Consider the following 16,680-nt stretch of genomic DNA (forward strand, 5'->3'; position numbering starts at 1 on the left):
AGCACAACCGTGCAGAAGGACAGATGCATACCTTTAAAACAGGAGGTGTTTGCGGATGAACAAAGCATGGATACGGGCGATTGCAAGGGCCGAGGATTCGTTTTGGACGATCGTCTTTTCGGCCAGGAAGCGAATCGGGGAAAGAGGAGTTTTGCTCCCGGAGCGCTTCAATTCCAAGGTAAAAATCAAGCGGTACTTGCAAAAAAGCATGTCTGCTTGTCTGGCGGAGCGAGTGATCCGGAATCTGCAATTGAGAAGGATTGGGGGACGTCTGGCCATACCCGTAGGGGACGGAATTGGAGCGCCGCCCATTCTCAAAAAGAAATTGCTCTCTCATGCAAAAGGCAGGGTGACGATCGCCGTCTGGTTTGGCTTTGACAAGGACGACCGGTTTTTCCGCGTGTATCAATTGCGCCGAAACGCAAAGGGACAATGGATTGTTTACGGACGCCATCCATTGGACTATCCGTTCAACCGATCTTTTCGAAAGGTATCGACGGGCTGCTGCTCTGCCTGTATCAATTGCGCGTAAATGAGCGGCAGCGGTCTTCCTGTACTCGCAAGCGAAACCTGCCTGTATCGGGGTGAAAAAAGCAGTCTTCCCGGGATGCAAGGGGAAGGAAATGAGGAGGTGGTAAAGATTTTACTTGCTTTTTTACATAAAAACATGTATATTATTGAATTGTCGCCTAGGTGCGACAAAATCAGACAAAATGTGCCCTTAGCTCAGCTGGATAGAGCGTTTGACTACGAATCAAAAGGTCGGGAGTTCGAATCTCTCAGGGCACGCCATTTGCCTCAAAAAGCTGGTTTTCCGAAAACGATATCTTTTCGGGAACCTGCACCACAGTCAATGTCGGGAAGTAGCTCAGCTTGGTAGAGTACTTGGCTTGGGACCAAGGGGTCGCAGGTTCGAATCCTGTCTTCCCGACCATCGAATTTCATACGTGCCGGTATGGCGGAATTGGCAGACGCGCGCGACTCAAAATCGTGAGGGAAACCGTGGGGGTTCAAGTCCCTCTACCGGCACCAATACATATTGTTTGCAAGGTGGGAAACAGTGATCAACTCCTGTTTCTCATCTTTTTTTTATCGAATATTTTCTGTACACGGCTGGTCGGCAGGGAGATGATCCGCTGCCTTTTCAGGAGCGCTTTCGACTTGAGCAGCTTCAGGTAGCAGGCCGGATGTGGGCCAGGACATCGTTCATGATGGCGGGCAGCGTTTTTTGTCTTGCGCACAATAACCTCTTGATATAGGCTTTCTCCGATTTTTTCAAGTATTTTTGCGGTACCTTGTTTATGGCTCTCTTGATATCCTGGGGAGACAAGGCTTGTATTTTTTCAACCATTTGCGAAACCAGTGAACGTTTGTCCGATGTGAAGCGTTTTAACCCGGCTGGAATGCGCAACTGCTTTTTTCTTCTGTTGGTACGGGGAAAGAGGGCCCCGCTTCTCTGCGGTCGGCGCGCTTTTTTGGTCTTCCACCTCTCCGGCGATCCAAACAGAGCAATGCCGTGATCGATCAGGTACCAACGGTAGCGATCATCGGCTTGATTGCGGTATAGAATCAGGTTTCGGTTGGTCCGATCCGGATTCATGATCCAGGCATCGAAAACCGCAAGCTGAGCCAACAGGTCTGATTGATGGACATGCTGCTCCGGGTTCCGGTGAACCTCTGGCGAAGCTTTCTTCCACGGGATCACTTCCTTTGCCGTGGCTTTCAAGGAAACAATCCCCCGTTTTTTCCATCCTCTTCGCCCTTTTACTCTGATCTCCTTTACCTTGGCTGCGGGGAGTCCGACAAGCTTGGCAAGCTCCGCTGCGATATACTCGTTTGCGAGCAGAATACGATAGTTTTTCCGCTGTCTGGTCACCGGGAATTTAAAATACCCCTGCGTTCCCTCTCGGTTTTTCACGATCCATATTTCTCTTCCGTATCTGTTGCGAAGAACCTTTTTGAACTTCCATTTCCATCGTCCCACAATGGTCCTCCTGAAAACATAAGTTTCATACAGTGTATGTGACGAAAGGTTATTTGGAGGTGAAAAAAGAAGGAAGGCGGCCAATAAGGGCCGCCCAAAATCGTTTGCTTCCATTTTTTCTTGTCGAAAAGGAGTTATACCCAGCCAAATGCATAGGCAATCTGTGTCGTTGCATACGTGACCGCAATGGCGATGCAAAGCGGAATGGCTGCCGAGAGCACCGTCCATTTGACGCTTTTTGTTTCTTTGTAAATAGTAAACAGCGTGGTTCCGCAAGGGTAGTGCAAAAGCGAAAACAACATCATGTTCAGCGCCGTAAGCCATGTCCAGCCGTGTGCCAGGAAAATATTCTTGATGTTCGCCGTGCTTTCCAGATCGACCATCGCGCCGGAGGAGAGATAGCCCATCAGGAGGATCGGCAAAACGATTTCATTGGCAGGCAGGCCGAGCAGAAAGGCCATGATGATATAGCCGTCCAGTCCGAGCGCGTGAGCAAATGGATCAAAGAACGAAGCCATATGTGCAAGGATGCTGGCATCTCCTACCGTGATGTTGCCCAAAATCCAGGTGATCACCCCTGCCGGTGCCGCAACAATAATCGCGCGGTTGAGAACACTCAGCGATTTGTCCTTGGAGGCGAGGAGGACGGTTTTCAGAATTTGCGGCTTGCGAAACGGCGGCAGCTCCAATGTATAGTGCGTCGGTACACCGCGCAGCGCAGTCTTGGACAAAATCCAGGAGACGGCAAGCGTCACGACGATGCCGATCAGTACCATTCCCATCAGGACCAGAGCTGTTACGAGCGTGGTGTACTGACTGGCGACGCCTGCAGCCATAAAGAGGGAGGCCAACAGGATCAAGGTAGGCCATCTGCCGTTGCAGGGAACGAAGTTGTTGGTCAGAATCGCGATCATTCTCTCGCGGGGCGACTCGATGATCCGCGTCGACAGAATCGCAGCCGCATTGCAGCCGAATCCCATGGACATGGTCAATGCCTGCTTCCCATGGCCCCCCGAGCTTTTGAACAAGCGGTCCATGTTAAAGGCGACTCGCGGCAAGTATCCGAAATTTTCCAACAGGGCGAAGATCGGAAAGAAAATCGCCATCGGCGGAAGCATGACGGAGACGACCCAGGAGGTCCCGCGATACAGCCCCAGAACCAGAACGCCGTACAGCCAATCCGGCGCATGAACAGCCTGGAATCCGGCAGTCAAATAGTCTTCGATTACGCCAAAGAAAGAGGCTAGCATCGAAGAGGGAACGTTGGCACCAGCGATCGTCAGCCAGAAGACCACGCCAAGAATGGCCAGCATGATGGGAAAACCCCAGATGGGAGAAGTCACGATGCGGTCGAGACGATACGTCTGCTCCAGCCTTTTTTTGTCCTCGTACTTTACGGCTTCGTGGCATATGGAATGAGTCGCTCTGTAGATGTCGCCGACGATCTCGTCGCGGATCGACTCTCCGTTTGCCAGCCTTTGCGCCATTGCATAGAGAGCATCTAGCGAATCCGGTTTTTCAGTGGCAAGAGGCGTTCCCAAGCTGCATCACCTCCCCGGCTTCCGCCGCTGGAGCGCCCGCAGGCGACTTCAGTGTGGAGATGAGATCCGTGTCGCCGTCTAGGAGGCGAAGCGCCACCCAGCGCGGAGGAAACCGGTTCCCTAAAAGGCGGACGACGTGAGGCTCCAGCATTTTGATTTTTTCCTCGATCTCCCGGCTGTACACGATTGGCGCAGGCTCAGGGATCAATTGTCCTGAAGCGACTTGCCCGACTTTTTCCAGCAGTCCGTCGATGCCGATTTTTTTGCGGGCCGAAATCGTTGCGACTGGTACGCCAAGCCGTTCCTGGAGCTTTGCGACATCGATGCGCACGCCCAAACGCATGGCTTCGTCGATCAAATTGATGCAGAGGACGACCCGATTGGTCATTTCCATTACTTGCAGCGCAAGATTGAGGTTACGTTCCAGCGAAGTCGCATCCAGGACGACAACAGTAACATCGGGCTGTTCCAGAATAATATAGTTTCTCGCCACTTCTTCGTCAGTGGAGTTGGAATACAGTGAATACGTGCCGGGAAGATCAATGATCCGATATGCCTGGCCTTGGTATTCAAAATGGCCGGCAGCCATCGTGACGGTCTTTCCGGCCCAGTTTCCCGTATGCTGGGACAATCCGGTCAGGGCATTGAACAGCGTGCTTTTCCCTGTGTTTGGATTTCCTGCCAGAGCGATTGTTTTTTCCATCATGTGATTACACCTCCAGCAATTCTGCGAAGATCAGACCGCTTTCCTCTTTTCTGAGGGCAATCGTTGTATTGTTTACGCGAAAGGCAGTCGGGTCTCCGAGCGGGCTTTTTTGCAGAACTTCCACCACGTTTCCGGGGACAAACCCCAGATCGAGCAATCTTCTGCGAAGCACCCCTGTGACTTCCAGCTTTGTCAATCGGAGCTTGGTGCCGGTTTTCGCGTCGAGCAAACGGATTGGTGATGACATGGACACCTGCCTCCTTCTAAATAAAAGGCAAATTGCTTCCTCTTCCTTACACTATGAGCAATTGTCTATATGTTTCTCTTTAAAATTTAGTATAGACCAATATTTTTCGCTCAGCAACAAAAAGTTTACCGAGTGCAACTTTTGGGCCGGGTCTTCTCCGTCATGCGTAAAATGGGGCTGCGAGCAGGGCCGCGAATGCTCATGAATGATACAGTCGCGGACGACACCTTGCGCGAATTTTGCTATACTGACAAAAGAGGGTTTATTGATGAGGGTGGTGTGTTGGATGGGTCAGAGCGAAATGCAGGAAGCATGCGATGATACGTGTCAAGGGTCGGAGGCTTTGGACGCCGCAAGACTTGAGGATAAAATGATAGATGATCAAACGGCTGTTGATTTGGCCGATCTCTTCCGCGCACTGGGAGATCCGACGCGGGTCAAAATCATTTACGCGCTGCTGCAGCAGGAATTGTGTGTCCACGATATTTCGACGGCATTGGGGATGGGGCAGTCGGCTGTATCCCATCAATTGCGGTATCTGCGGAATTTGCGGATTTTAAAGCGGCGCAAGGTGGGCAAGACGGTCTTCTACTCGCTGGATGATGACCATATGGAACAAATTTTTGTTCAGACCCTGCAGCATCTGAAGCACGAATAAGCAAAAATAGCAGATGTTTTAGGAAAACTCGGTATCTGCCGGGTTTTTTTATTGGGAAAAGGAAAGGACATGCACTCAAAAAAGCTGACGAGGCTATTTTGCGAAATCTTGCCATGGGAGAAAAAAGGGTGTTGACTTTTCGGACGATGGAAAAATATGATAAGGGTGAGATTTCAAATATGAACAATTAATCATATGTTGGGGTGTTGGAGATGTCCAGAAAACCTGGTTGTTGTGAGCCCCTGGTCCAGTCAGAGACGCTTGTCAAGGCAGTCTCACACGGAAGTGAAGCCGCTCCAGGCTCACAGTCTGCCTCATGCTGCAGTTCACATAGTCATTCGCACAGTCATCACGATGGGCATCATCATCATATGCACGATGGGGAAAAAGGTCCGGATGCCGCGGTAGCATCGGCCGATATCCAGGGGGACGGGCAGCGAACTGTCTTTCGCATCAGCGGCATGGATTGCGCAGACTGTGCCCGCGGCCTGGAAAAAAAGGTAGGGGCGCTCGCGTCTGTCTCTCAAGTGGTGGTCAACTTCGGCGCTGCCAAAATGACTGTGCTGCACGAAGAGAACGCTGAGGAGGCGATTGTTCGGACAGTCAAACAGGCCGGTTATGACGCGGTACTGGAGAAGGACAAGAAGCAGCTGGAAAACAAGAGCTTCTGGCAGCAAAACAAGAAGGCGTGGTCGACGCTGATCTCCGGTTCCATTTTTCTCGTGGCGTGGACGCTTGATCTATGGGCCGGGATTCCGGAGACCGTCATCACCTTGCTGTATGCGGCAACGATTGTCATCGGCGGCTTTCGCATTGCCAAGAGCGGGATATACGGCTTGAAGTCCAGGACGCTTGGCATCGATTTTTTGATGACGATTGCCGTTCTCGGCGCTGCGGCTATTGGTGAATGGGCAGAGGGGGCGGCTGTTGTCTTCCTGTTTTCACTTGGGGAGACACTGGAGGCGTATACGATGGATCGGACGCGTCAGTCTCTCCGCAGCCTGATGAAGCTGGCGCCGGAGGAAGCGGCCGTCATAAGGGAGGGGCGGGAAGTAAGACTTCCTGTCGAGTCGATCCATGTAGGGGAGATCGTCCTCGTCAGGCCCGGCGAGAAGATCGCGATGGACGGTACGGTCATCGAGGGTGTTTCCACGGTCAATCAGGCCCCGATCACAGGAGAATCCGTGCCGGTCGAAAAGAACGCAGGTGACGACGTCTTTGCGGGCACGATCAACGAGCAGGGCGCGCTGAAGATCAAGGTAACAAGGCGATTTGAGGAGAATACCTTGTCCAAAATCGTCCATCTGGTGGAAGAAGCGCAGGCGCAAAAAGCTCCATCGCAGCGGTTTGTGGATGTGTTTTCCCAGTATTATACGCCGGCAGTGATCGTGGTCGCCGCTTTGATCGCCGTCGTTCCCCCTTTGTTTCTGCAGGAGCCGTTTGAGCTCTGGTTTTACCGGGCACTGATGATGCTGGTAGTGGCTTGCCCGTGTGCGCTCGTCATTTCCACGCCTGTTTCCATCGTGTCTGCGATTGGCAACGCAGCCAAACACGGCATTTTGATCAAAGGCGGGGTCCATCTCGAACGGCTGGGCGCGATCAGCACCATCGCATTTGATAAAACGGGAACACTCACAGTTGGGAGGCCAGAAGTGACAACCGTCATCCCGCTGGAAGGAAGAGATGAGGCTGAGGTAATGGCCATCGCTGCTTCTCTGGAAGCGATGTCCGAACATCCTTTGGCAGCTGCGATCCTGCGGCGGGCACAGCAAATCGGAGTGAGGCCCATGCCGATCAACGGTTTTACATCAGTGACGGGGCGCGGTGTGCAAGCGACTGTGGACGGCAACGACTACTATCTGGGCAACCCACGCTGGTTCCAAAATGAGCTTCATTTTGCGCTCGACTCTGTACAGTCGAGAATCGAGGCGCTGCAGCAAAAAGGTCAGACACTGATGCTGCTTGGTTGCGGACAGCAAGTCATCGCCCTGATCGGATTGGCTGACCAGGTGCGGGAGGAGAGCGCTTCGGTCGTCGCCAAACTCCGGCAGCTGGGCATAAAACAGGTAGCGATGCTGACCGGGGACAACAGAGGAACGGCCCATGCCGTAGCGGAGCGGTTGGGGCTGACCGCGTACAAGGCAGAACTGCTCCCGGCCGACAAGCTTTCTGCGATTCAAGCGTGGCAGTCCACCTCGAAGGGCGTAGCCATGGTGGGGGATGGAGTCAATGATGCTCCGGCTCTGGCTGCGGCAACAGTGGGGATCGCGATGGGCGGAGCCGGCTCGGATACGGCGATGGAAACCGCCGATATTACACTGATGGCTGATGACTTGTCCAAGCTGCCATACGCGATTGGCCTCAGCAGGCGGACGCTTCGCATCATCAAGCAGAATATCGCATTTTCTCTGCTCGTCAAAGTTGTCTTTCTGCTGATGATTCTGTTTGGCTACTCGACGCTCTGGATGGCTGTGCTCGCCGACACGGGAAGCTCGCTGATCGTGATTGCCAACGGCATGAGACTCCTGCGCTCAAAGGATGGAGGATAAGACCGCGCCGCTTGCTGGAAAAACGCCTCGTATGCAGCGAGGTCGTCTTGCCGGGCATTTGGCCCATCCGCATACGATAAAAGACAGCAGCCGAAAGCAATAGCAAAAACAAAAGCCACCTTCCTGAAATACAGGGGTGGCTTTTGCCGCTTCAAAGGAATGGCTTATACACCTGCCAAGCGATCGCAAAATGCTTTTGCGTAAGCCGGCAAATCGGGCGGACGTCTGCTGGAAACAAGATGTCCGTCGACCACGACTGGTTCATCCAGCCAAATCGCGCCAGCGTTTTCCATATCGTCGCGAATGCCTGGCGTCGAGGTAACCCTGCGGCCATCCAGGATTTTTGCGGAGATCAAAACCCATCCTGCGTGGCAGATCTGTCCGATCGGCTTTTCCCGTTCGTTCATGCGGCGTACAAAAGCGAGCACTTCCGGATAGCGCCTCAGCTTGTCGGGCGCCCAGCCGCCAGGTACCAGCAGACCGTCGTATTCGTCGATGTTGATGTCAGCAAAAGCAAAATCCGCTTTTGCAGGCACGCCGTATTTGCCCGTATAGCTTTTGCAGCTGACGGGACCTGCCAGATGAACGACTGCTCCTTCCTCCTGCACTCTGTAAATCGGGTACCACAACTCCAAGTCCTCAAATTCTTCATCAACCAGGCATAAAACCTTTTTACCTGCAAGCCGCATCGAAAATACCTCCCCCAAGCGATGTTTCTGTATGCCATTATACATGAATCAAAATCAACTTGCGCTGTTCTTTGCAGGCTTCCCTTGCTCAGCAGGAAAAAAGGGGGAGGTCATTCCCCCTTCTGACCGGTGCTTCCATTTTTCCACGGCGGATCGCCATATTGGTGAAGCTTTTGAGAAGCCTTGTAGAACAGCCACGGGATCAAGATGGACAAAACCGCCCCGAAAAATGTCAAATAAGGCGGCAGAGTACCGAATATCTTTCTGAGCATAAACCGATCCTCCTAACGGATTTCCGTCCTGTTCACCGACCCTCCATTGCGGATGTAGACAACGGCCTTCACTTCAATCTCGCTGGAGGCAAACAGATTTCGGCCGTGGTCCCAGTCCTCTTTGAGTTGCTTCCACAGATCAGGATGGGTTTGTTTTACATATGTGCCCAGTTCCAACACGTCGGTTTTCATTTTCTTCTGCACTTTGCGGATGGCATCATGTGAAAGCCTTTCAATCTCTGCCGCGATTGTCTTTTGAAGGTTATCCATGATGCGACTCTCCATAAAGTCCAAGCGCTCGAAGGACTCGGCGATTACGCCCTCGCATTCGATGAAAAACTGAAAACGCATGCGTTTTTTATCCCGGACGTCGGCCTTGATCGTTCTTTTCGTTCCCTGAATATTGAAGATCACGAGATTGTCTTTCACTTTGGTTTTCAGCAGCCCTCCCTGGACGTTTCCCAAGAGAAAGTTCAATCCTTCCGTCTCCTCCTCTCCGAGAAAGCCGATCATCTTGTTTCCCTGGCCTTGAAATACGGCAGCGCCTGCTACTTTCACTTCATTGTTGGCGGCGACAATACGCGGGAGGACAAAGCTGAACTCGTTGATCATATCTTCATGTACTTCCCCCAAGCGAACCTCGGGGATCATGCGTGCTGTGCGGTCTGTATTTTCCGCAACAGAGTTGATGTAGAGGGAAGGGAGCTTTTCCGTTTTCGGTTTTACCTCCAGGACAGGCTTGGCCTTCCCTTTGGAGATCATGACCTTGCTGGTCCTCCTCAAATCAGGATCGCGCAAGAAGTAATCGAGAACATCGGCAAACGTATTGGGCGATTTCGCCACTTCCTCGGAGACGATGACAACCTTTAAATGTTGATAAAACGGTGAACGGCTTGTCCGGACAGCCAGCTCACGCGAGATTTCGAACAGAGAATCTCCCTCAGACGTCAGGTTCTGGAACGGGTCGCCCGTGCTGCTCTGGCTGCCGCCTCCTCCTTGCGAGTTTGAGACAAGTCCTCCCGGAACGACGAATTGATGCGTAACGAGATACCGCCGTTTCCCTTTCGGTTTGTCCGGAGCCTCCTTTTCTGCCTGTCTTTCCATCTCTTTGGAGGACGGCAAATCAATTCCAACGCCGACTACAAAGCCGCGTTCCTCGATTTGTACCTGGTCCCAGCAGCCGGAGAGGAGGGAGACGGATAATACCGACACTAAAAGGCGAGCCGAGCTTTTACTCATCTCCCCGCACCCCCCTCCATTTGGCGATCAGCAAGAGAAGAATCGGGACCAGGTAAGTGATGAATATTCCAAAATAGACGAGCTGGTCCCCCAGCGAGAAAAACTGAACCAGATTTTGCGGCCAAAGCGAAATCATGTAGACCAGAGGGGAGATGATCAAAAGCCAGGTGAACTTTCTGACGTTCGGGAAAATCGATCCCAGGTTGAAAATCGCCAGATCGAAAAAGACCGTGCAGGAATTGAAAATCGTCATGATCCAGATGGTGAAAAAGAGCGACTCCACACGTTCGATAAACCCTCCGGGCACTTCGACGTCTTTGGCCAGTTCAATCGTCGGGTAGGTCAAGTTTTTCACCACCTCAGCGGAGAATACGCCGATGACAAAAATGTAGATCGTCAGGTACAGGAAAATAGGGATCAACAGTCCTTTCACGACGGCCTTGGGAGCGTCCTCGGCCCGGGTCATCAGCAGCGTATAAAAAAGGACGACCTCGTAGCCGGAAAACGACAGATTGACTTCTTTTGAGCCTTGCAAAAGGGCACCTAATCCGGTAGTGAACAGCGGTCTGACGTTATCCAGCTCGAGCATTTGGATCGAATAGAGCTGCACAACGGCACTGATCAGCAGCACAATCGGAAAAAACAGCATGTTCAGCCGCAGCAGGGCGATCCGTGTGCCAGCCACAGCATATTGAACGATCAGCAAGAAAGCGAGCGTAATCACTTCAACAGGAGTAGTCGTAAACAAATACTGCTTGGCGATATTGCCGAGAGCCCTGGCTTCAAAAGAAACAAACAGCAGGAAGTAGATGCCGACAAGAAAAGTAATGACCTGTGCGACGGGCCGGCTTACGATCAGGGACGCATATTCAAAAAAAGAGTTTGCGGGAAAGCGACTGGCCAATTTGCCCAGCAGCCAGCCGATCACCGAAGCCACCAGACCGGAGATGAGGATCGAGATCCATCCGTCGATCGAACCCGTCTTGGCAGCCAGAGTCCGGGGGAAAGTGAGAATGCCCACCCCGATGACGACATTGGCGACAATAAACACCATCTCTTTTTGTCCAATCTTCTGATCCGCGTAGGGTAAGGTGTTCATTGCGATCTCCCTGCTTTCATGCGGGTTTTGTCTTTCGTTTGCAGCATGTCCGGCCGTTTTTTGAAGAACGTGATAGGAGCGCGCAGGATGTAATCTTTCCAGTCGGAAACAAGCTGCGGAGCAAGTGGTGCCAGGTAGGGCACACCAATGCTGGTCAGATTGGTGAGATGGATGACGATGAGGATAAAAGCCAGAACCACGCCGTAGAGGCCAAACATGGCAGCGGCAAGCATGGCGCCAAAACGGATCATCCGAAAAGCGATGGCCAGATTATAGGAAGGAATGGCGAAGGAAGCGATCGCAGTAATCGCCACGACAATGACCATGACAGGGCTGACGATCCCGGCGGAAACGGCTGCCTCGCCGATGACAAGCCCGCCGACGATGCCTACCGTTTGTCCGATCGGCTTTGGCAGACGCAAGCCCGCCTCCTGCAGCAGCTCCATGGTGGTTACCATGATCAGGGATTCGACGGCAGCCGGAAACGGAACGCCGTCCCGGGTGGCGGCGATGGAAAAGGCGAGATCCGAGGGAATCAGTCCCGGATGAAAGGTGACCAGCGCGATATAGAGGGCTGGAGAAAAGACGGCCAGATAAGAGGCCAGGTACCGAAGCACCCGCGCAAGCGAGCCTACCATCCACCGTTCGTAAAAATCCTCGGGAGAATGAAGCATGATGCCCAGTGTAACCGGAGCCAAAAGCACCATGGGGGTACCGTCCAGGATGATGGCAACACGCCCCTGAAACAGGGCCGATGCGACTTTATCCGGACGCTCCGTGTTTTGTACTTGCGGAAACGGCGACAAGAAATTATCCTCGATCCATTGCTCGATATAACCTGACTCCTCCACCTGATCGATGTCAATGGTGGAGATGCGCCGTTTGATTTCGTTTACGATATTCGGATGTGCGATGTCTTCGATGTATGCGACGATCAGGTCTGTTTTGCTCCGCCTTCCGACAGTAGTGGCGTCAAAACGAAGCTTGGGATCCCGCACACGGCGGCGGATGCGGACTGTATTGTCCCGGATGTTCTCGTTGAAGCCGTCTCGAGGTCCGCGTACGAGACCTTCCGAAACAGGTTCTTCGATGCCACGCGTCTCCCAGCCCCTGCTGTCAATCAAAATGGTTGTATGGGAACCGTCCACGAAAAAGGCGGTATCTCCCACCAGCATGGCGTCCAGGACTTCCTCCATGGTGGTTCCGGTTTTCACCTCAATAATGGACAGCACTTCATTGAGCATAAAAGCCATGATATCTTCGTCGGGTGCCGGGATAGCTTTGCCGGCGGGAGACATCAGCAGCTGTATATGTTTTACTACCTTGTCGTGAACGAGCTCGCTGTCTACCAGTCCATCGATGCAGGCTACAGCGCAAGCCCGTCCGCTATTGTCGATCAGAAATGGACGGATGATCAGGTCTTGCGGGTTCCCCAGGCGCTGTTTGATGATATCGAGATTTTCCTGCAAGCTTTCGGAAAGCGGAGTTTTATTGGAAGCCTGTTGATCAGAATGGCTGCTTTGCTGTTTCCGGCAAGATGCTATTGCTTCGTTTTTCCATTTTTCCCATACTCTGCGAAACAATCGGATTCGCCCCCCTCCCTTACAGGAAAAATGTGAAAGTTCTTATTGGGATTTTTTCCAATCTGCAGGAAAGTATGCGGGGCTGTCCTGAAGACAGATGCGTTTTCCTCTGTTCTCAAACAGTTCCAATGGAAACTTTCGCGCAAAAGAATTGATCAACCGGGGGAGGTATGATACATTCGGCATGGTAGAGTAGGAGAATGGAGAGGATGGTACAGGTGCAAAGTCACGTCATGGAGCGGGCAGCGGATTTCGCCCAGCTTGCTGATCGACTGGAACGGATGGCGTCGTCTATTGAAGAGACAAAGGACGATGCGACACCGGGGAAGCTGCTTCAGCTCGCGGAGAAAACACGCGGAGCGGAGTTGAATATCGCATTTTGCGGCCACTTTTCGGCCGGTAAGTCTACAATGATCAATACACTGTTGGGAGCCAGTCTCTTGCCTTCCAACCCGATTCCGACCAGTGCCAATGTTGTCAAAATCCGCGGCGGCGAAAAGGCGGCGCGTGTATACACGCATAATAACGGCGTGCTGACCTTTGACCCTGACACCGAAATGGAAAAACTCAAGCAATTTGCCGTCGACGGCGATACGGTTGAGTGGGTGGAGGTCTCCTATCCGGGGACTATGCTCAATGAGAAGGCCAGCTTGCTTGATACGCCCGGAATCGACTCTACGGACGCGGCTCACAAAATAGCGACAGAGTCGGCTTTGCACTTGGCGGATGTCGTCATTTACATGATGGATTACAACCACGTGCAGGCGGAAGAGAACTTCAATTTTACCAAAACGTTGAAAGACCGCGGAAAGCCAGTTTATCTTGTTATAAATATGATTGACAAGCATATCGATTTTGAACTCGATTTTGACAGCTACAAGGAGAGCGTGGAAGAGGCTTTCGCCACGTGGAATATTGAACCGGACGGGATCTTTTACACGTCGCTGGCGGAGCCTGATCACGAGGAAAACCAGTACGAAGCATTCCGGGCGTTGCTGGAGCAGCTGATCGCGGACCGCGAAAAGCTGGTCAGCAAAACGGTGGCGGACGCTGCCGAGCATTTGATCGAGGAACACGTTCAAGTGCTGCGCAGACAGAACGCTGCCGAGCGCCAGGAGTTGGAAAACAGGCTGGATGAGCTGCAGCTGCCCGCTTTGGACAGCCGGGATGCCGGTCGGGTAAAGAACGCCTTGCAAACAGCCGAGGAAGCAGCAAGCGAACTGGCGAGCCGGGTGGACAAGGCGCGCAAACAGATGGAAAAAGAGCTGGCGGCGCTGCTGGACAATGCCCGCCTCACCTATTACAGCACGAACGAGGCAGCGGAACAGTATTTGGAAAGCCGCAAGCCGGGCTTCAAGATGGGGTTGTTCTTTTCCGGGAAAAAGACAGAGGAAGAGCGGGCGAGAAGATTGGACGTACTGCTTGCAGACTTCCGCGAAAAGGTAGCGGCCAATCTCGATTTTCACTTCAAGGAGCTGCTCAGCAAATTTCCGGAGCAATTCGATCTGCGTGACGAGGCTTATCATGCCGCAGTCTACGCCACGACGATCGAGGTAACAGCCGAATTTCTCGCCTCCCACGTAAAGGATGGGGCGAGTACCCGCGAGTATGTCATGAATTACTGTTCGGACATTTCGAACGGTATCAAGACAGAATACCGCCGTGCCGGATTGGGCTTGATCGACCAGGTAGCAGCGCTCATCAGGAAGCAGACCGAACAGGAAAGCATGGCGCTGCAAAAGCAGCTCGCGGTGCTTCGTGAGCTGATGCAGATCCACACCCGCCTGGGGCAGCTTTCTGCGATGGAGCAGGCTGCACGGCAACGATTGCAAGCGATTTTGCGTGAAGGAGCGTAACTTTCAATCATGAACCAGCTAAAAGACAAACTGATCGCTGCGGCACAACGTCTGCAGCAGGCAAGCAGGGAGATTCAGTCAATACCGGGGATGCAGGCGCAAGCCGAGACCATGCTGGAGCGAGCCGAGCGCTTGCAGGCCAATCGTTTTACCGTCGCCCTGTTCGGAGCATTCAGCGCAGGGAAATCGTCGTTTGCCAACGCCTTGATGGGAGAGCTGGTCCTGCCGGTTTCGCCGAATCCGACGACGGCGGCGATCAATAAAATCATGCCGCCGACAGAAACGCATCCGCACGGCACGGTTCGCGTCGTGCTGAAAAGCCGGGAAGCCGTAGAGCAGGACGTCATTCGCTCGCTTGCGATTTTTGGCCTGGCTGCCTCCGATCTGGAGGAAGCGTTGGCAGAGCTGAACAAAATCGATGTTTCCAGCATCCCGCCGACGGCCAAGCCGCATTACACGTTCTTGAAAGCGGTCACCAAGGGCCTCGGCGAGATGTCCGCTCACCTGGGCGGCGAGCTGCTCGTCGACATGAAAGCCTTCAAAGGGTTTGTGGCAAAAGAAGAAAAGGCTTGCTTTGCCGAATATATTGAACTGTTTTATTCTTGTCCGCTCACCGATCAAGGGATCGTGCTGGTGGATACGCCGGGGGCCGATTCGATCAACGCCCGCCATACCGGTGTCGCCTTTGAATATATGAAAAATGCCGACGCGGTTCTGTTCGTTACGTATTACAACCACGCCTTCTCGCAGGCGGACCGCGAATTCCTGCTCCAGATGGGGCGTGTCAAGGACACATTTGACATGGATAAGATGTTCTTTCTCGTCAATGCCGCCGATCTCGCGGCTTCCGAGGAAGAGCTTGCCGGGGTTGTTGCCCATGTGGAGAAAAACCTGTTGAGCTGCGGCATTCGCCATCCGCGCATTTATCCGGTTTCCAGCCAGACCGCCTTGCTGGCCCGTATGCACGAAGCCGGGAAGCTCGCAGGCTCTGCGGAAAAGGTCTACCGTCAGCGCACAGGCACGCCGGAGGAGGAGCCGCTCGCTCCTGCAGAGGAAGCCCTTCGCCTGTCGGGCATGGCCGTGTTTGAACAGGATTTTCTTCGCTTTACGCTGGAAGAGCTGACGCAAATCGCTGTCAATGCAGCGATGGGCGAAATACGCCGGGCACACACCACCCTCGAAGAATTCATCCGCATGGCAGAGGCTGATGAATCGGAGCGCGACGCCAGAAGGCAGGCAGCCACGAAGGCTCGCGAAGCGGCCCTGGCTGCTGTGGAAGGCCTGTCGATTGCCTCGGCGGAACGCGATTTGCTGAAAGAGCGTGAAGAGCTGGTGTACTATGTAAAGCAGCGCCTGTTTTTCCGCTTTAATGAACTGTTTAATACCGCCTTTAACCCGGCCGTACTGAAAGAGGACGGCCGCAATATGAAGCAGGCGCTCCAAGGCTGCCTGGGCGATCTGCTCCGGTCGATCAGCTACGATCTGGCTCAGGAGCTGAGAGCGACGACCTTGCGTCTGGAGAAGTTTCTGGGCAAGCAGGGAGTGGCTCTCGTGCAGCAGTGGCAGCGGGACGTTCAGCAGTACGCATCCGGCTTGACGCTGGCGCCTTATCAGCCGCGAAAGGTGGAAACCTTGTCGTTTGCCGATGAGCTTCCGGTCTCTCTGGCAAGCCTCCAGCCATCCTTGTCGCTGTTCCGCAGCGCGAAAGACTTTTTTGAACAGGATGGCAAGGCCAAGCTGCGCGAGGATTTGGAAAAACGCCTGCAGGAACCGGTATCTGCCTACCTGAATACAGGAAGCGCCCAAGTAGGCGAGCAATTCGCGTCGCTCTTGACGCAAATGGTGGCCGAAGAACGAAGCCGCGTGGCCGGCCAGGTGGAAGCGTACTTCACCGGCATCTTTGCCGCTTTGGACATGAATCTGGACATAGATGAGCTGAAGGCCAAGCTGGAGCGTGTGGCTGCTCTCATAACAGCGGAAGAATAAAGTTTTTGATAGAGACTTTGAAACAGGAGAGAAGAAGTCAGGGCGATGGCGCGGAAAAAGCCGTCCCTTGACTTTTTTGCGCTGTCCCAAAAAAAAAGAAAGCCTTAGCCCCAAGCTCTCCAAAGCGGACCGCAAAACTGTCGAATTGCGCTCGCACGCATTTTCATTCTTTTGAAAAACGGGTGAGGATATTGAAAAGATCCTTCTTTTCTTCTCATCCCTGATCTACCCGCAAAAAAGCCAGGAATAGACCAACCGCTGTAGAGATGAA

Annotated in this window: 14 protein-coding genes and 3 tRNA genes; 8 read left to right on the plus strand and 9 right to left on the minus strand. The window is 53.2% G+C overall.

The features are described from left to right. Nucleotides 1–55: 55 nt before the first annotated feature. The 4 genes from EDM54_RS05265 to EDM54_RS05280 all read left to right on the plus strand — a co-directional run bounded on the left by EDM54_RS05265 (nucleotide 56) and on the right by EDM54_RS05280 (nucleotide 1,032). Nucleotides 56–532, plus strand: a complete 477-nt coding sequence (locus EDM54_RS05265; protein ID WP_003388983.1) for a hypothetical protein — start codon at nucleotides 56–58, stop codon at nucleotides 530–532. A 183-nt stretch (nucleotides 533–715) separates the two neighbouring features. Next, nucleotides 716–792, plus strand: a tRNA-Arg gene (locus EDM54_RS05270). Nucleotides 793–857: 65 nt separating this feature from the next. Continuing rightward, nucleotides 858–934: transfer RNA gene (locus EDM54_RS05275), tRNA-Pro, on the plus strand. 15 nt (nucleotides 935–949) lie between these two features. Then, a tRNA-Leu gene (locus EDM54_RS05280) sits at nucleotides 950–1,032 on the plus strand. A 139-nt stretch (nucleotides 1,033–1,171) separates the two neighbouring features. On the opposite strand, the gene EDM54_RS05285 is transcribed toward EDM54_RS05280, so the two are convergent. The 4 genes from EDM54_RS05285 to EDM54_RS05300 form a co-directional block, all read right to left on the minus strand. Next, entirely contained in the window at nucleotides 1,172–1,984 is an 813-nt protein-coding gene (locus EDM54_RS05285) for a HipA family kinase (RefSeq protein WP_024982838.1), read from the minus strand. Between the two features lie 134 nt (nucleotides 1,985–2,118). Continuing rightward, the gene (locus EDM54_RS05290; RefSeq protein WP_039071064.1) at nucleotides 2,119–3,525 is read right to left on the minus strand and encodes a nucleoside recognition domain-containing protein; all 1,407 of its coding nucleotides are present in this window, start codon (nucleotides 3,523–3,525) and stop codon (nucleotides 2,119–2,121) included. Continuing rightward, nucleotides 3,503–4,231, minus strand: coding sequence for a FeoB small GTPase domain-containing protein (locus EDM54_RS05295; RefSeq protein ID WP_003388986.1), 729 nt, complete (start codon nucleotides 4,229–4,231; stop codon nucleotides 3,503–3,505). The genes EDM54_RS05290 and EDM54_RS05295 overlap by 23 nt, the downstream gene beginning before the upstream one ends. Nucleotides 4,232–4,235: 4 nt before the next feature. Continuing rightward, the gene (locus EDM54_RS05300; protein ID WP_003388987.1) at nucleotides 4,236–4,478 is read right to left on the minus strand and encodes a FeoA family protein; all 243 of its coding nucleotides are present in this window, start codon (nucleotides 4,476–4,478) and stop codon (nucleotides 4,236–4,238) included. Nucleotides 4,479–4,764: 286 nt separating this feature from the next. On the opposite strand from EDM54_RS05300, the gene EDM54_RS05305 reads away from it, so the two are divergent. Then, nucleotides 4,765–5,136: an ArsR/SmtB family transcription factor gene (locus tag EDM54_RS05305; RefSeq protein WP_003388988.1), complete on the plus strand. Its 372-nt coding sequence runs from the start codon at nucleotides 4,765–4,767 to the stop codon at nucleotides 5,134–5,136. 371 nt (nucleotides 5,137–5,507) lie between these two features. Next, nucleotides 5,508–7,685, plus strand: a complete 2,178-nt coding sequence (locus tag EDM54_RS05310; protein ID WP_024984833.1) for a heavy metal translocating P-type ATPase — start codon at nucleotides 5,508–5,510, stop codon at nucleotides 7,683–7,685. A gap of 164 nt (nucleotides 7,686–7,849) precedes the next feature. Here the strand turns inward: EDM54_RS05310 and EDM54_RS05315 are convergent, their stop codons facing one another. The 5 genes from EDM54_RS05315 to EDM54_RS05330 form a co-directional block, all read right to left on the minus strand. After that, the gene (locus tag EDM54_RS05315) at nucleotides 7,850–8,374 is read right to left on the minus strand and encodes a type 1 glutamine amidotransferase domain-containing protein (protein ID WP_122957897.1); all 525 of its coding nucleotides are present in this window, start codon (nucleotides 8,372–8,374) and stop codon (nucleotides 7,850–7,852) included. A gap of 110 nt (nucleotides 8,375–8,484) precedes the next feature. Continuing rightward, entirely contained in the window at nucleotides 8,485–8,646 is a 162-nt protein-coding gene (locus tag EDM54_RS26375) for a hypothetical protein (RefSeq protein ID WP_003388993.1), read from the minus strand. Between the two features lie 12 nt (nucleotides 8,647–8,658). Further along, nucleotides 8,659–9,885, minus strand: a complete 1,227-nt coding sequence (locus EDM54_RS05320) for a Ger(x)C family spore germination protein (protein ID WP_122957898.1) — start codon at nucleotides 9,883–9,885, stop codon at nucleotides 8,659–8,661. Further along, complete coding sequence (locus tag EDM54_RS05325; protein ID WP_003388995.1) at nucleotides 9,878–10,984, minus strand: GerAB/ArcD/ProY family transporter; 1,107 nt, start codon at nucleotides 10,982–10,984, stop codon at nucleotides 9,878–9,880. Before EDM54_RS05325 ends, EDM54_RS05320 begins: the two co-directional genes overlap by 8 nt. Continuing rightward, on the minus strand, nucleotides 10,981–12,567 hold the full coding sequence (locus tag EDM54_RS05330) for a spore germination protein (protein ID WP_003388996.1): 1,587 nt from the start codon (nucleotides 12,565–12,567) through the stop codon (nucleotides 10,981–10,983). Before EDM54_RS05330 ends, EDM54_RS05325 begins: the two co-directional genes overlap by 4 nt. 209 nt (nucleotides 12,568–12,776) lie before the next feature. On the opposite strand from EDM54_RS05330, the gene EDM54_RS05335 reads away from it, so the two are divergent. Together EDM54_RS05335 and EDM54_RS05340 are read left to right on the plus strand one after the other, a co-directional pair. After that, nucleotides 12,777–14,423 carry a dynamin family protein gene (locus tag EDM54_RS05335; RefSeq protein ID WP_122957899.1) on the plus strand — a complete coding sequence of 549 codons (1,647 nt, stop codon included), beginning with the start codon at nucleotides 12,777–12,779 and terminating at the stop codon, nucleotides 14,421–14,423. 9 nt (nucleotides 14,424–14,432) lie between these two features. Further along, nucleotides 14,433–16,409, plus strand: a complete 1,977-nt coding sequence (locus EDM54_RS05340) for a dynamin family protein (RefSeq protein WP_122957900.1) — start codon at nucleotides 14,433–14,435, stop codon at nucleotides 16,407–16,409. Nucleotides 16,410–16,680 lie beyond the last annotated feature (271 nt).

It is taken from the genome of Brevibacillus borstelensis (genome assembly GCF_003710865.1).
Lineage (GTDB): Bacteria > Bacillota > Bacilli > Brevibacillales > Brevibacillaceae > Brevibacillus > Brevibacillus borstelensis.

Excerpts from the sequence above, each read along its gene's own strand:
- EDM54_RS05265 (WP_003388983.1), top strand. The coding sequence starts at position 56 with ATGAACAAAGCATGGATACGGGCGATTGCAAGGGCCGAGGATTCGTTT.
- EDM54_RS05295 (WP_003388986.1), bottom strand. The coding sequence starts at position 4,231 with ATGATGGAAAAAACAATCGCTCTGGCAGGAAATCCAAACACAGGGAAA.
- EDM54_RS05300 (WP_003388987.1), bottom strand. The coding sequence starts at position 4,478 with ATGTCATCACCAATCCGTTTGCTCGACGCGAAAACCGGCACCAAGCTC.
- EDM54_RS05305 (WP_003388988.1), top strand. The coding sequence starts at position 4,765 with ATGGGTCAGAGCGAAATGCAGGAAGCATGCGATGATACGTGTCAAGGG.
- EDM54_RS05310 (WP_024984833.1), top strand. The coding sequence starts at position 5,508 with ATGCACGATGGGGAAAAAGGTCCGGATGCCGCGGTAGCATCGGCCGAT.
- EDM54_RS05315 (WP_122957897.1), bottom strand. The coding sequence starts at position 8,374 with ATGCGGCTTGCAGGTAAAAAGGTTTTATGCCTGGTTGATGAAGAATTT.
- EDM54_RS26375 (WP_003388993.1), bottom strand. The coding sequence starts at position 8,646 with ATGCTCAGAAAGATATTCGGTACTCTGCCGCCTTATTTGACATTTTTC.
- EDM54_RS05320 (WP_122957898.1), bottom strand. The coding sequence starts at position 9,885 with ATGAGTAAAAGCTCGGCTCGCCTTTTAGTGTCGGTATTATCCGTCTCC.
- EDM54_RS05325 (WP_003388995.1), bottom strand. The coding sequence starts at position 10,984 with ATGAACACCTTACCCTACGCGGATCAGAAGATTGGACAAAAAGAGATG.
- EDM54_RS05335 (WP_122957899.1), top strand. The coding sequence starts at position 12,777 with ATGGTACAGGTGCAAAGTCACGTCATGGAGCGGGCAGCGGATTTCGCC.
- EDM54_RS05340 (WP_122957900.1), top strand. The coding sequence starts at position 14,433 with ATGAACCAGCTAAAAGACAAACTGATCGCTGCGGCACAACGTCTGCAG.